The sequence below is a fragment of the Leptolyngbya sp. NK1-12 genome (assembly GCF_032598965.1).
Lineage (GTDB): Bacteria > Cyanobacteriota > Cyanobacteriia > Elainellales > Elainellaceae > Elainella.
This window is the reverse complement of record NZ_CP053586.1, coordinates 6,538,915-6,551,866: the sequence shown is the minus strand read 5'-3', so window position 1 is coordinate 6,551,866 and position 12,952 is coordinate 6,538,915. Positions and strand designations below refer to the sequence as shown.

The 12,952-nt window shown below is 48.5% G+C and carries 17 protein-coding genes and 1 pseudogene; 7 read left to right on the top strand and 11 right to left on the bottom strand.

Going from position 1 to position 12,952, the window contains the following annotated elements; genetic code table 11:
* Positions 1-24: 24 nt before the first annotated feature.
* The 3 genes from HJG54_RS28200 to HJG54_RS28190 all read right to left on the bottom strand — a co-directional run bounded on the left by HJG54_RS28200 (position 25) and on the right by HJG54_RS28190 (position 1,703).
* Positions 25-498, bottom strand: a complete 474-nt coding sequence (locus tag HJG54_RS28200; RefSeq protein ID WP_316432577.1) for a GNAT family N-acetyltransferase — start codon at positions 496-498, stop codon at positions 25-27.
* Between the two features lie 166 nt (positions 499-664).
* Complete coding sequence (locus HJG54_RS28195; protein ID WP_035999941.1) at positions 665-1,063, bottom strand: ExbD/TolR family protein; 399 nt, start codon at positions 1,061-1,063, stop codon at positions 665-667.
* Positions 1,050-1,703: a MotA/TolQ/ExbB proton channel family protein gene (locus tag HJG54_RS28190; RefSeq protein ID WP_316432576.1), complete on the bottom strand. Its 654-nt coding sequence runs from the start codon at positions 1,701-1,703 to the stop codon at positions 1,050-1,052. The genes HJG54_RS28195 and HJG54_RS28190 overlap by 14 nt, the downstream gene beginning before the upstream one ends.
* 393 nt (positions 1,704-2,096) lie before the next feature.
* Here HJG54_RS28190 and HJG54_RS28185 point away from each other — a divergent pair, with 393 nt between their 5' ends.
* Entirely contained in the window at positions 2,097-3,443 is a 1,347-nt protein-coding gene (locus HJG54_RS28185) for an energy transducer TonB (RefSeq protein WP_316432575.1), read from the top strand.
* A gap of 8 nt (positions 3,444-3,451) precedes the next feature.
* Complete coding sequence (locus HJG54_RS28180; protein WP_316432574.1) at positions 3,452-4,318, top strand: sterol desaturase family protein; 867 nt, start codon at positions 3,452-3,454, stop codon at positions 4,316-4,318.
* A gap of 57 nt (positions 4,319-4,375) precedes the next feature.
* On the opposite strand, the gene HJG54_RS28175 is transcribed toward HJG54_RS28180, so the two are convergent.
* Positions 4,376-4,624, bottom strand: a complete 249-nt coding sequence (locus HJG54_RS28175; protein WP_316432572.1) for a hypothetical protein — start codon at positions 4,622-4,624, stop codon at positions 4,376-4,378.
* Between the two features lie 271 nt (positions 4,625-4,895).
* A complete protein-coding gene (locus HJG54_RS28170) occupies positions 4,896-5,234 on the bottom strand; it encodes a phage integrase N-terminal SAM-like domain-containing protein (protein ID WP_316432571.1) in 339 nt (112 codons plus the stop codon).
* A 94-nt stretch (positions 5,235-5,328) separates the two neighbouring features.
* Between HJG54_RS28170 and HJG54_RS28165 the strand changes: the two genes are divergently transcribed.
* Positions 5,329-5,814, top strand: coding sequence for a helix-turn-helix domain-containing protein (locus HJG54_RS28165; RefSeq protein WP_316430114.1), 486 nt, complete (start codon positions 5,329-5,331; stop codon positions 5,812-5,814).
* Positions 5,775-6,359: an IS630 family transposase gene (locus tag HJG54_RS28160; protein WP_316435597.1), complete on the top strand. Its 585-nt coding sequence runs from the start codon at positions 5,775-5,777 to the stop codon at positions 6,357-6,359. Before HJG54_RS28165 ends, HJG54_RS28160 begins: the two co-directional genes overlap by 40 nt.
* Positions 6,360-6,388: 29 nt before the next feature.
* On the opposite strand, the pseudogene HJG54_RS28155 reads toward HJG54_RS28160, so the two are convergent.
* Positions 6,389-7,048 (bottom strand): annotated as a pseudogene (locus HJG54_RS28155) (IS1 family transposase).
* A gap of 369 nt (positions 7,049-7,417) precedes the next feature.
* Here HJG54_RS28155 and HJG54_RS28150 point away from each other — a divergent pair.
* Positions 7,418-7,891, top strand: coding sequence for a type II toxin-antitoxin system VapC family toxin (locus HJG54_RS28150; protein WP_316432570.1), 474 nt, complete (start codon positions 7,418-7,420; stop codon positions 7,889-7,891).
* Positions 7,892-8,159: 268 nt separating this feature from the next.
* Positions 8,160-9,113 carry a hypothetical protein gene (locus HJG54_RS28145; RefSeq protein ID WP_316432569.1) on the top strand — a complete coding sequence of 318 codons (954 nt, stop codon included), beginning with the start codon at positions 8,160-8,162 and terminating at the stop codon, positions 9,111-9,113.
* A 61-nt stretch (positions 9,114-9,174) separates the two neighbouring features.
* On the opposite strand, the gene HJG54_RS28140 is transcribed toward HJG54_RS28145, so the two are convergent.
* Genes HJG54_RS28140 through HJG54_RS28125 form a run of 4 tightly spaced genes read right to left on the bottom strand, consistent with a single transcriptional unit; the run spans position 9,175 to position 10,839 of the window.
* Positions 9,175-9,369 (bottom strand): hypothetical protein, encoded by a 195-nt coding sequence (locus HJG54_RS28140; RefSeq protein WP_316432568.1) that lies wholly within the window; start codon positions 9,367-9,369, stop codon positions 9,175-9,177.
* Positions 9,353-9,703 carry an NAD(P)-dependent oxidoreductase gene (locus HJG54_RS28135; RefSeq protein ID WP_316432566.1) on the bottom strand — a complete coding sequence of 117 codons (351 nt, stop codon included), beginning with the start codon at positions 9,701-9,703 and terminating at the stop codon, positions 9,353-9,355. The genes HJG54_RS28140 and HJG54_RS28135 overlap by 17 nt, the downstream gene beginning before the upstream one ends.
* Positions 9,700-10,056 (bottom strand): alcohol dehydrogenase catalytic domain-containing protein, encoded by a 357-nt coding sequence (locus HJG54_RS28130; RefSeq protein ID WP_316432565.1) that lies wholly within the window; start codon positions 10,054-10,056, stop codon positions 9,700-9,702. The genes HJG54_RS28135 and HJG54_RS28130 overlap by 4 nt, the downstream gene beginning before the upstream one ends.
* A 48-nt stretch (positions 10,057-10,104) precedes the next feature.
* Entirely contained in the window at positions 10,105-10,839 is a 735-nt protein-coding gene (locus HJG54_RS28125; protein WP_316432564.1) for an SDR family oxidoreductase, read from the bottom strand.
* A gap of 166 nt (positions 10,840-11,005) precedes the next feature.
* Between HJG54_RS28125 and HJG54_RS28120 the strand changes: the two genes are divergently transcribed.
* Positions 11,006-11,935, top strand: a complete 930-nt coding sequence (locus tag HJG54_RS28120; protein WP_316432563.1) for an AraC family transcriptional regulator — start codon at positions 11,006-11,008, stop codon at positions 11,933-11,935.
* Positions 11,936-12,253: 318 nt separating this feature from the next.
* Here HJG54_RS28120 and HJG54_RS28115 read toward each other — a convergent pair whose 3' ends face one another.
* Entirely contained in the window at positions 12,254-12,772 is a 519-nt protein-coding gene (locus HJG54_RS28115) for a hypothetical protein (RefSeq protein ID WP_316432561.1), read from the bottom strand.
* Positions 12,773-12,952 lie beyond the last annotated feature (180 nt).

Here is a 12,952-nt window from a genome sequence, read left to right as displayed (position 1 = left end):
ATCCTCAAACACCATCAACCTGCTTCACCCATTCAAATTCAAGTCCATAAACCGATGAGGAGTACCCAAGTAATTCACCGTTTCTGCTCGCGCTACAAAGCCAAATCGTTGGTAGAAGCGAATCACCGAGGCGCGAGCCATCACCCTGAGTTGGGAGAAGGACTGTTCTTTTGCCAGTTCAATCAAATGCTGAATCAGGGCAGAACCAATGCCTTGATGTTGAAATTCTGGCAGTACGGCTACATAGGCAATGCTGCCAACTCCAGGAGATAACTCGCGTAGGCGAGCCGAGCCAATAACCGGTTGAAGCAGAGACTGAGAAGCCGAAACAGCCGGATCTAAATTTACCGCAATGACATGCAGAGCATTGCCATCATAGCGATCTGATTCTGTTCCCCGTGGCATCCCCAGAGGCTTTCGGAGTACTAGCCACCGTTGGTACAACATCGCTGCCAATTCTGGTTCGGTTTTGACCACTCGAATCGTCAGATTTTTCATCACCAATTGGTCGCTTGGAAACTATTTGTCTGGATATATTCTAGATATATACTCTCGATACATACAGCCTTTTTCAGGCTGGTTACGAAAAATGGGGTGCCAGCGCCCCTGCGTGGGGGCAAAGCCTCCACACCCCCTATACCTCACATGAGTGAAAAACGCTGTATTACTGGGTTGCCACTCCAATCTTCACGCCCTCAATCGAGCGGAGCTGATCCATCACCGCAATCACCCGGCCATAGTTTACCTCTACATCGCCGCTAATCACTACAAAGGCGGTGGGACTGTCTCCCTTGATCGCGCGAATCGCTGTTGGTAATTGCTCAACTACGATCGGCTGTTGGTTGAGGGCAATGTCACCGTCAGGACTAATGGTGATGTTGATTTCGCTCTCGGTTTGGGTGCCGGCAGTGGAAGCTTCGGGTAAGTTGATATCCAAACCTTGGGGGCGGGAGAGATAAAGACTAGCCATCATAAAAAAGGTCAGCAGCGCAAATACCACATCGATCATCGGCACGATGTTAATCTGCGGCATTTCATCGCCATCATCATCAGGAACGTGCATAGGGTTTGACTCCATGTTCGGCTTCATAGCGGGCTAAATGCAGCATTTCTATTTGACTACCATATTCGCGAATCAAGGCGAGTTGCCGACGGTAGAAACCGCGAAATGCAGTTGCGAATATTAGTGTGAACACGGCAACCGTAATTCCAGAAGCCGTTGAAACCAGAGCTTCGCTGATCCCGGTTGTGACATTGCCAGCATTTTGGGTGCCGATGTTGCCCAAATTTACCGAAGCAAAAGAGCGAATCAATCCCAACACCGTTCCCAGTAACCCCAACAAGGGCGAAGCTGTGATAATAATGTCAAAAACTGTACTGAACCGCCGCAAAATCGGAATTTCTGCCTGAGTTGCGCCTTCGAGGGCGAGGCGAAACACATTAGGGGACGGGTTTTCTAGCGTCAGGGCTTCCAAAAAAATACGGGAGATTGGTAAATCAATGGCTTGCCTGAGCTGTAGGATCGCTGCTTCTGGATTGTGCTGATAAATTTTGAGCACCTCACGGGCAACCTGCCGCTGCCGCCGATTCAACCTTGTCCAGAAGGCGATTCGTTCCACAATTAGAGCAGTGGACAGGATAGAAAATCCCAGTAAGGGATACATCACGACTCCACCGGCTGCAAATATCTCTCCAATTCGCATGATCAACCGCTCTAGAGCTTCTTGCAAATAATTCGCATAATGTCACTATACTAGAGAGAAGTCAGTTTGAGGAGTCAGGAATCAGGAGATCGAACATGATTCGTTTGGATCACTGGCCTGGGGTTGATCCCCCTAAATCCCCCTTATTAAGGGGGACTTCAATCGCTGGTTGGTATGGGCTGCGCCTATGGTTCCCCCCTTTGGGTAAGGGGGGTTAGGGGGGATCTTCGACTTGTGTGTATACCGTAGCCTTTACGCTATTCCTTCAGCAGAACCTTGAAGAGTAGAGTCGCAAAGCAGTGCCATGAAAACCTGGGACGAATACTTTGGAATATTATATTGAAATCTAAAAAAATCTCAAGAAATAATTGCAATAACAAGAAAAATGTCACCATGCGACCAGAAGAGACGGATCGGCAGCGAGCCAAAGAAACTACAGGATTGAGGCGATTTGTCGGCACTAGTCTGGTGGCATCGCTGTTTTTGCATGTCCTGGTTTTGTCGTTGCAAGCTGACCGTCGTTGGAGCCTTAAACCTAGGACACCAACGGAAGTTACCATTGTTCCACCTGAACCCCGTGTTTCACCGTCACCTCAGGTTTTGCCATCGCCCGAACCGATTAACCAGCCTGAGTCGCTGCCGCCCGCTCCTCCAGAACTGAGTGCCCCAACTGAATCTGAGCAACCGATTCCACCCTTGCCGCAGGCTACTAACGCTCCAGAAGGTCGCCCGGAGGTGGCAGTGAATGAATCGCCGCTGGTTGGTTCTGGTCTGGCAGAAGGAACTGGTGGTTTTTCTGAAGGAATTGGTCTGAATCGTTCAGATAGCCCGATTCGTGGCTCTGGAGGCGGGGCACGGCGAGGAGTACCGGGAGGAGATCCGGGCATCGTACCCACACCAGTTAATCCACCCCCAGCAACGGCCCCATCTCCTGCTCCCTCACCTCCAGCACCGCCAGAGACCAACAGCCGTTGGGTCGTATGTCGCCACTGTCCATCGCCCGACTATCCCCGAACGGCTCTCCAGTCAGGTAGGGAGGGTCGCGTTCTGGTCACGGTTGATCTGGACCGCAGGGGGCGGGTGACTGGAGTTCGATTGGCTGATTCCAGCGGTGATGCCGAACTGGATCGAGCGGTATTGGACACGGTCCGCAAACAGTGGCGGTTTGAAGCAATTCCAGGCGGAGCAGAGAATCTACCTGTTGAAGTTTATATGACGGTAAACGGCTCTGAGCTAAACCAACAGGCCCAGGTTTGGGGGAATCAGACCGCTGTGGAAGTGCCAGCAACCGGATTTACTTCTGCACCACCTGCGGCGATTTCGGCATCCGACCCCCCATCCGAACCATCCTCGGAACCATCCCAACCTACCGCATCTGCTGCACCTGCCGCTTCCCCTACTCAAGCTGATTCCGTTCCAGAAACCACCCTAGAAGCAGAGCTTCTTGAGGCACCCTCCAGCGAAGCCACGCCAACCGTACCTGTAGACAGCACACCTGTGACATTGACAGACGCAGCATCTGTAGAAAGTGCAGAGAATGTAGTTGAGGAAGGTTTAGAGAATCCATCAGAAATTACGAGTGTCACTGAACCCTTGCTAGAAGTAGAACCTGGTTTAGAAATGCCTATGGAAATTCCAGAATTTGTTGAACTATCGCCACAGCCTGCTCTCACCGCACCTGCTGCAACACCTGCTGCAACACCTGTTGAGTCCTTAATTGAAAATTCGAGCGTACCGTAAACAAACCGTTGGTCGTTACCAAACATCCAATGCTAGACACTAGTTTGGGCTTCTTAAAGTATCTACTCACTGCATTTTTGCTCTACGGTATTTTCATCGTGGTTGAACGAATTCGTCCGGCTGAGCCGCATCAACCATTCAGAAAAATCCTGTTTAATTTGCAGTGGTATGTACTGTACAGTGTGGTTAGCTTGGGAATGATTCCGTTGGGATTGAACCTGGTCGTACCCACATTACAACAGTGGTTGGGTGCACCGCTGTGGCATATTCCTGCACCGACGAACATCTGGGGCTATGGATTGGCGGTACTGGCCTACTTTCTGGCAACCGATTTTTTCTATTACTGGTTTCATCGCGCGCAGCATCAAATTCCCTTACTTTGGGAACAGCATAAATTTCATCACAGTGATACGGCTCTGAATGTGACTAGCACTAGACGCGTGCATTGGTTAGAAGATCCGCTAGTAATTCTGTTTGTTGCCCTACCGATTGGGTTGCTGCTGCGCTTTGACGGGCTGGAACTGGGAATTTTGGCATTTGTAGAAATCCTGTGGTTGCAGTTCATTCACATGAATTTAAGATTAGAACTGGGCTGGCTGGGGCGGATTATAGTTGGCCCACAACATCATCGGCTGCATCACTCGTTCCTTCCCGAACACCTGGATCGCAATTTTGCCGTCTTTTTTCCCGTTTGGGATATGGTGTTTGGCACCTACTACAAGCCGCGCCGCCATGAGTTTCCCGCCACAGGCTTAGCGTCTGGCGAAACTTACGACCAGCTCTGGATTGGCTTTATTTTGCCTTTACGGGAGTGGTTCGGGCCAGGATATTTGGGCCGCTTCTTTAAAGGCAATTGCCCTGAACGACGAAATTGAAGCCCCCCTCCCCCATCTTCCCTCGTTCGGCGAGGCTCACGAGCCACAGATCCCCACTCACTCCCGCCGCCGATACAGCAGCAAAATACTCATTACCTCATCCGAGTTGGGCACCGGCACTATTCGACTCCAAGACCCCGCATCGGCAATGCCGGCCTGGTGCTGACGGTGAATCATCTCGCGTACACCTTCGGTAGAACCAATCAGAATTAAGCGGAGACGCTCTCGCTCACCAAAATTGGAACTAGAGGGAGAATTAGGTGGATTCGTTGGGAACGGTAAATCGGACAGAAACTCATCTGCCATAGAAATACTCCTTGGAATTTTTAGGGTTGGAAGAAACCCCAAAAATTTAGCCACCCCGCCAAGCACAGCGCAGGATGGCTAAGGAGTGTTAAAATACTCCACTAGCCTCCCAGACTGGTGTGTACAGTCGAAGGGGTTAGTCGCCCTGGTGCTGCGTCAACAGCTAGGGGCGACGGCTAAATTTTTGGGTAGCCGGATTGTGCCCACAGAAGCAACAATCTTAATCTGATACAATAGCGGCATTACGCCACAAATGCAACCGCATAAAAAATCATACCCCTATTTTCTTGGTAAGGGGACTTCCAGCCAGTTTTGGTATGTGCTGCGGTTCCGCTAAGGTCACCGATCGCGAACAGGCTACACCAGCAAAACTTAAAACTTCTCCTTCCTGATTCTGCGTGGAAGCGGCAACCCGTTCTTCAACCGCGAGATGGGTCAGGAATGCTTCGATTGCTGCACTGTCCATAAGTTTGGGATGATGCTTGTGATAAAAGAGGATGTAGCGACGAATCCAATAAAGATAGCGTTCCTCAGTGCGAAAGGAATAGTGTTTCAGTCGAATGACGTCGCGAACCTGATCCAACAACTGCTTTGGGCGAGCGTTCATCATCAAGACAAAGAGCAGTGGTTCATATAGGCATCCTAAATAGGATGTGAACAAATGGTAGGCTGAGGACGTGCCCCAAACTTTACCCCCTCAGCCGATGGAAACGCTCGAACAGTTCATTCAAAGTAACCCACCTCCGTTGGAACTCAAGCGTGCACTCGCTGTGCAGATGAGTCAAGGCGGTCACAGCTATCGGGAGATCCGTGACATTCTGCAAGTGTCGGTTGGCTTCATCACAGCTAGCCATCAACGCTACGAATGCTCAGGTGTGGAGGGACTGCGCTCCAACTATTGGGGCACCCAAGGCTATCTCGATTGTGAGCAGAAGCAAGCGTTGTTTCGGTGGCTCGACGGGCAGGATGCTTGGACACTCCAGGAGGTAATTGACCACATTGAGGATGAGTATGGGGTGGTCTACCAATCACTCCAGAGCTACTATGCCCTGCTCAGAGACGCTGGCTTCAGTTGGAAGAAGGCACAACCGGTTCACCCTGACAAGGATGAAACTCTGGTTCAGGAAAAAAAAGAGAACTTGAAGCGCTACTGGCAACGCATCAATCTGAGATCGCCGATGGACAATTAAGAGTTTTATTTCTCGACGAATGCCACCTGTTGTGGGGCGATATCAGTGGCTATGGGTGGAGCCGCCGCAAGCAACGGGTGGATGTGGAAGTCAAGTCTACCAAGCAACGACAGACCTACTATGGGGCATTGGATTATCTCACCAAGCAGTTTGTTGTCAAAGAGTACAGCGCAGGCAACGAAGAGAATACGGTTGCCTTCCTACAGTATCTCCAGTCTTTGTATGTTGAGAACACGCGCCTGGTGATTGTCTGGGATGGGGTGAGCTACCACCGCTCAAAGGTGGTGCAGGAATTTCTGGAGCAGACCAATGGAGGCTTACCGACTGAGGCGTGGAAGATTACCTGTATTCGCTTAGCCCCTAATGCACCTGAGCAGAATCCAGTTGAGGATGTTTGGTTACAAGCGAAGCAGTTTATTCGCAAGTATGCACGAATGTGTAGAAGATTTGGGTCGGTCAAGTTTCTGTTTCAATTGGTCACGCATTGTCAAACCTTTGCTTTCGCCAAGGCGTTTATGTACGGCTACTGTTCATCTCCTATCTAGGATGGCTGTATGCACTAAGCAAGGTAGTACTAAAGAAGTAATGATGCATTGTAATGCTGGATAAAGTACCAAATTGCACCAATATGGTTCTCCAGTGACTTTGAGAATGACAAAGTTTTTCGGACTAATCGAGAAACCCGTTGGCGCAAGGTGTGGTTGAAGCGTTCAATGTAGCAGGTCAACCCAGTTTCTTGGCCGACCGCATGATGGCGCTTGCTGGGAAACACCGCTGCATAAGCTGCCCAAAAATCAGTGTAGGCAACTGCACACTGACGATACACCGCTGGTAACGATGCCCACAATTACTGGGCTGCTGCCTCATCTCGTGCCCCGATCTAGACTCCGACCATTTCTCTGGTGTCTGCATCAATGGCTAACCAGACCCACTGTTTATTCCCCTTGTTATCCACAAATGACCACAGCTCATCACACTGCATAGCATATTTCTCATTCACATACCTTTGCAGCCATTGCTCAGATACCTGCACAGCACGAGCAATTCCAGCTAACGAAATGCGTTCGAGCAATAATCGGTCTATCAACTCTCGTGTCGTTTGGTCAATCACTTTTTTCGTGGGTTGTTCAACAAACTGCCGTCCACACTCATGGTACTTGAACCGTTGTTTACCATTGTGAATGCGACCATTCTTAACGGTGTGGGCAGAAGTACAGCTTGGGCAGGTTGGCATGGAACGAGATTAGTAAGAAACTCTACTTCTCTATCATTACATCTTGAGCACTACCACTTTAGGCTATCCAAAGTGGTTTCGGATTTGGGCGATCGAGATGTGTTACTGGGTCAAAGAGGAAGGAGTTGCATACGTTGCTTTTCACCGAGAAGACCGAGAACTCCCCTACTGCATCATGCTTGGAGCAATTACAGAGGAGGCAATTGAAGAAATTAGTGAATTGTGAATTAGGGTTAGATAGGTAAAATTTGGGCTTGCGTCATTGGCTGAATACTCACCATAAACCGCATAACAAATCGTTGTAACAGTGGAGTAAAAATGGTTAGTGCGATCGCTGTAAAATAAGAGAGCCATCTGCCAAATCTCACCATGAGCGAGACTGTCTACATAGAAACCAGCATCATTGGCTACTTGACCGCCAGAACAAGTAACAATCTTATTTTGATGGCAAATGTAGAAGCAACACGCCAATGGTGGGATACTCGTCGAACTCAGTTTGATCTCTACATCTCCCAAACGGTTCTAGATGAGGTCGCACGAGGGGATGCAGAGATAGCCAGTAGGCGACTGGAGGCATTAAGCGATTTTCCATTGCTTGAAGTGGATGAAGCTGTCCAGGATTTGGCGATGCAGTTTCTCACAAAAAGCAATCTTCCGCCCAAAGCTGCCGATGATTCCCTTCATATTGCAGTCGCTACAGTCTATGGCTTGGATTATTTGCTAACGTGGAACTGTAAACACATCGCCAACGCTCAAATTCAGAAAAAGCTAGCTCAAATCAGCTTGAATGCTGGGTACGAGTTGCCTACGATTTGTACGCCTTATGAATTAATGGGAGGTTAAAAATGTGGAGAGATGAGATTTTAGAGGAGATCTATAAAATCCGAGAGGAACACGCAAAAGCATTCAATTACGATTTGAAAGCTATTTGTAATGACTTGCGGAAACGGCAAGCAACAAGTGGTAGAAGAATCATTTCTAAACCGCTTCGCCAACCGCGCCAGCCACATAACGACCAAGCTCACCCGCCGTAGACAACCTCTGCATCTTAGCAGAAACTTTCAGGGGGTCGGGTGCAGCGACTTGTTAGGTGTCATAAACACGTTGTTTCATGCTAACTAAATTTCTCACTAAGGTTGAAGAAATTGGATTTAAAGCTGCCATTCAAGAGAATGGCAATATTAGTATTTTTTTGGAGTGTTGCCCTTCATGGCGAATTTCGCTGTACCTTATGGATGATGGCACCTACTTTCCATTAATCTACTTGAGGCAAATACGCATTGAAGAGGTTACTGACCTGCACGAAATTATTCCGACAGTCTTTGCAGGGATAGTGAAAAGCAAAGGATATTGTTCCTTTAGATTTCTGGGTGAGCACAACGATTTTAGTGGAATAGAGGATGAATTGTATGGGATGTACCTCTTTCCTGCACAACCCTTTAATGAGCGAATACGCCCAGGGTATAAGCAAGACTTAGAAGTCTTTTTGAGGATTCTTGACCTTCTGTTTGTCTATCATCTATTTCAAGGAGATGTCCTTGGTTGTCTTGAGGGTGTAGAAGAAGACTTTTCTTTTGAATCACTGGAGCTCAATGAATGGCTAAATAAAATTACGTCTGTTTTAGGAGACGAAATTTCTTATGTAGCCAATGTTCGAAAAAATCCTGATTGGTTTTATTTTAGAAGCTTTTCAGAAGAATTTTCTGTTTGTCAAAGTCCACACATAGCAAAGCTTCTGAAACAACTTCACTCTAAGAATGAAAATAATATTAAATATTTACATGGGGTTCGTGCAAAAATAGAGCTATTTAGAAATCTAAGTAATGCAATTTCATATCAGCATGAAGACCTAGCTCGTAAAATCTTCATTTCTCTTAATGATGCAACAGAAACGATTGCGATATCACAAGAAAACCAGCTATTGTTTGTTTCTGATTTGCATTTAGTACTTAAACACGCAAATAGTGGCTTCCTTGGTGTTGCAGAAGAAAAAGAGCTCATATGGAAGCGACAGCAGCAAGAAATAGAGCTCCTGTTTTTTTGGCGGAGTGTTCACCCAGCCTAGGTGAGATTTTGCTGCCTGCTACGAGTAGGGTAGAGAAACACTTGCCCTAATCTCGTGACAATTAAGATAGGGTAATAGCCTCGACTGGCACGTCGAGCGTAGCCATGTCAATTACCAGACGGTAGCGTACCTCTCCCCGATCGAGTCGTTTAAACCCATCCTCGATATCCGCAGCAGAGATAATTTCGACATCAGCAGAGATGTTGTGCTGGCTACAGAAGTCCAGCATCTCCTGCGTTTCAAGCGTACCTGCCACCCCTGAGCTTGCCAGCCGTCGCCGTCCCAGTGTCAGGCTTATCTGGAGAAGTACTGAACAGCACAACATAAGCCCCCAGCGCGTGGGCGAATTTCACCGCCATGTGACCCAGACCACCCAAGCCAACAATTCCAATCGTCTTGCCGCTTACGTCCCAATGGCGCAGAGGCGACCAAGTGGTTACTCCAGCACAAAGCAACGGTGCAACACTTGCCGGATCGAGACCGGCGGGGAGGTGGTAAGCAAACTGGGCATCGACGACATAGTCATTGGAGTAACCACCGCGCGTGATGCTGCCATCATTCCTGTCGATGCCATCATAGGTAGTAGTCACCCCTTCCAGGCAATATTGTTCCAACTGGCGTTGGCATGATGAGCAATGACCGCAGGAACGACGATCGTGCCCACCGCCACTGCATCACCAATGCGGAACGTGGTGACATCTGTGCCGATCGCTGTCACCTCACCCACGATTTCATGCCCTGGAACGAGCGGAAAGCGGCTTGATCCTCCAATGGCGTGTAGATCACTATGGCAGATGCCGCAGAATTGAATTTTCACCCTGATGTCGGTTGATCGCAACTTTCGACGCTCAAATGTCCAGGGAACGAGGCGGTTGCCCTGGCTGAGAGCCGCAAGTCCGTAGGAAAGGTCGATCGCCCTGTTCTGCTCAATCGTTTCTGACATTTGCTGTTTTCCTATTTGTGGTCTGAGAGCAATGGATTGGGCAATGGTTCAGAAGGCGCTCGCTGTCGGGCGAACAATGACTTCATTGACATCAACATCTTCTGGCTGAGCGATCGCATATAGGACGGCTCTGGCGATCGCATCTGGTGTGAGTGCAATCTTGCGAAGCTCTTGTAAGAACCCTTTGCTGGCATCGTCCGTGATATCGGAGCCAAGTTCTGTTTCGACTACGCCAGGAGAGATTAGGGTGACGCGGATATTTTTTGACTCCTGACGCAGCCCATCGGAGATTGCCCAAACTGCATATTTTGTGGCGCAATAAACCGCAGCGGTAGGTCCGACCCAATGGGCAGCGATCGACGCAGTATTGATAAATTGTCCACCGCCCTGCGCTTCCATGATGGGTAGTCCCGCCGCAATGCCATTCAATACGCCGTGAATGTTGACATCAATCATGTTGTCCCATTCCTCGACTTTCAGCGCGTTCAATGGAGACAGCGGCATTACGCCTGCATTGTTAAAAATCACATCCACGCGACCAAATTTGTCTTTGGCAAAATGGACGAATGCTTGCATATCCTTGCGGTTCGTGACATCTACCGCTCTAAATTCTGCTGTGCTGCCCTGATCACGAATTTCCTCGACAATCTTGCCGAGCTTCTCCGTCCGTCGCGCCCCCAAAACAACTTTTGCGCCATTTTCAGCCAGCAATCGAGCGGTTGCTTCTCCAATGCCACTACTGGCTCCAGTGATGACGACAACTTTTTCGGCAACGTTCAACATCGTTATTTTTCCTGGTTGATTGGTCTGTATGTATTCACCGTAGAAGTAAAAGCAAGAAAGCCAAATACACAGACCTCGCCAATGATTGCCTAATCCTCCAAGTTAGGATTTTGTGAGTGTTCTATAATGCTGAGTGGAGCAGGATTCAATGGGTCGATAGAATCACATGACAACTGAAATTGGCTCAGTCATCAATCAAGGCGAAAGCATAAATCAGTGTCAAGAATTGGCGGCACTGATTACCCGGCACACGGATAGCAAAGGGGATGGGTTTCATCAAACCGCGATCGCTCAATTAGAATTTCAGCGAGAATCTTCGGTTTCCACTGTACTACGTGGTGTCTGTGACCCAATCTTTGCAATTCTGGTTCAAGGTCAAAAAAAATTGTTGCTGAATGAGGAAATCTATCGGTATGGTGCGGCTCAATACCTGGTTGTTTCAGTTGATTTGCCGTTAAGCGCATTTATTACAGAGGCATCTCCCGACAAGCCCTATCTGGGATTTAAGCTAACGTTAGATCCCCATCAACTCTGTGACCTGATTCTCCAAACCACTGGGCTTAAGCGTCAGCCAGAGAATGCTGTGAGAGGATTATTTGTCAGCACGATTGATACCCCATTGTTTGATTGCGCTCTCAGACTGACCAAACTTTTAGATACACCAAAGGATATTCCAATCCTTGCACCGCTAATCATTCGTGAAATCCACTATCGCCTTTTAATGAGTGAGCAAAGCGAAGCAGTTCGTCAAATTGCCACATCGGGTAGCCATATGCAGCGGATTGCTGAGGTGATAAAACGGCTCAAGGCGGATTTTGCCCAACCGCTGCGGGTTGAAGATCTAGCAGGACAAGCAAAGATGTCTGCTTCCTCATTTCATCACCACTTCAAAGCCGTGACCTCCATGAGTCCGCTGCAATATCAAAAGCAATTAAGACTCTTAGAAGCGCGTCGTTTGATGCTTGCCGAAAACTCTGATGCGTCTAATGCCGCCTATCAAGTGGGATATGAGAGTGCTTCCCAGTTCAGCCGCGAATATTCTCGGATGTTTGGTGCGCCGCCGATCCGGGATGTTGAGCATTTACGAACAGCCTGAACAGAGTGTCCAGTTATCGTTGAGATTGAAATTAGACTGAATGCGATTGCTGTCTAGCGAGTTGCTGTGTCGGAACGAATTTAAGCTCTTGTTGAGATGCAGAAGTTATTTGCATCTGGTACGCAAGTTCATCATACTCAACCTGGAACTTCTCTCAAGATGAGAACGTTATAACAAATTTGTATCTAGAGAGATCACCTGATCGGGTGCCAGAATACCTCCGACTGTGATTACTTCCAGTTTTCCAGATTCCCGGGGCTGCTGAGTCCTGACATTGGCGATCGCCTCCTCAATCCCTGCTGCCTGAGCAATAGAGATCTACGCCTCGCTTCTCAGTATCCAAATTGGACTAGACCTGATATGCCGGGGTCGAAGGATGGCTTTATGGATGATCTGATGGCTAAACTGAATCAGTTGTTCTAATGCAGCTTCGGAACAAAACTCGGCAAGCTGTGACTGAAATAGCTCTTTGAGTGCCTCTATTGGAACATATGCTGTGACGGTTGTTGAAGCTGGCGGAGGCTCAGAACCCAAGGACTGACTCGCAGCCGGAATGACCAAAGACTCACTCCGGCGTTGAATCTGAGTTGCGATGGAATCAAAATCCGGCTCCGTCAAAATGTGTCCTAAATGCTCTTGCAACAGACTCTTCAATTGCTCATCGTCAAGAATAACCCCGCGAGTAATGAGATACCCTGACAGCCCCTTTCCCAAATCCTGTCCGCAACCCAGTTCGCCATTAGCAGCGTCCTCTGCTTCAACCAGCCCTAGCAGACGCTGATGACGAGCTGCTTTGTCAGATGTAGCTTTTGGCTGGGCAGGAATCGATTGGGTCATGAGTCATCTATCCTTAGCGTCTCGAAGTAAACGAGGTTATCAGGTCTTCGGGATCAGGACCGCAATTGAGCAATCCAAGTCGCAACAGGTCCGCTCTAGTTCCGTAACAGAATTGGTACCTCATTATTGAGCTAAACTGTCTCAATATTCTGTTGAGATCGATATAATTAACGGCATAGC

What these genes read in the sequence shown, in the direction of transcription:
- HJG54_RS28200 (WP_316432577.1), bottom strand. Translation starts at nt 498, where the DNA reads ATGAAAAATCTGACGATTCGAGTGGTCAAAACCGAACCAGAATTGGCA.
- HJG54_RS28195 (WP_035999941.1), bottom strand. Translation starts at nt 1,063, where the DNA reads ATGCACGTTCCTGATGATGATGGCGATGAAATGCCGCAGATTAACATC.
- HJG54_RS28190 (WP_316432576.1), bottom strand. Translation starts at nt 1,703, where the DNA reads ATGCGAATTGGAGAGATATTTGCAGCCGGTGGAGTCGTGATGTATCCC.
- HJG54_RS28185 (WP_316432575.1), top strand. Translation starts at nt 2,097, where the DNA reads ATGCGACCAGAAGAGACGGATCGGCAGCGAGCCAAAGAAACTACAGGA.
- HJG54_RS28175 (WP_316432572.1), bottom strand. Translation starts at nt 4,624, where the DNA reads ATGGCAGATGAGTTTCTGTCCGATTTACCGTTCCCAACGAATCCACCT.
- HJG54_RS28170 (WP_316432571.1), bottom strand. Translation starts at nt 5,234, where the DNA reads ATGATGAACGCTCGCCCAAAGCAGTTGTTGGATCAGGTTCGCGACGTC.
- HJG54_RS28165 (WP_316430114.1), top strand. Translation starts at nt 5,329, where the DNA reads ATGGAAACGCTCGAACAGTTCATTCAAAGTAACCCACCTCCGTTGGAA.
- HJG54_RS28150 (WP_316432570.1), top strand. Translation starts at nt 7,418, where the DNA reads ATGAGCGAGACTGTCTACATAGAAACCAGCATCATTGGCTACTTGACC.
- HJG54_RS28145 (WP_316432569.1), top strand. Translation starts at nt 8,160, where the DNA reads ATGCTAACTAAATTTCTCACTAAGGTTGAAGAAATTGGATTTAAAGCT.
- HJG54_RS28130 (WP_316432565.1), bottom strand. Translation starts at nt 10,056, where the DNA reads ATGTCAGAAACGATTGAGCAGAACAGGGCGATCGACCTTTCCTACGGA.
- HJG54_RS28125 (WP_316432564.1), bottom strand. Translation starts at nt 10,839, where the DNA reads ATGTTGAACGTTGCCGAAAAAGTTGTCGTCATCACTGGAGCCAGTAGT.
- HJG54_RS28120 (WP_316432563.1), top strand. Translation starts at nt 11,006, where the DNA reads ATGACAACTGAAATTGGCTCAGTCATCAATCAAGGCGAAAGCATAAAT.
- HJG54_RS28115 (WP_316432561.1), bottom strand. Translation starts at nt 12,772, where the DNA reads ATGACCCAATCGATTCCTGCCCAGCCAAAAGCTACATCTGACAAAGCA.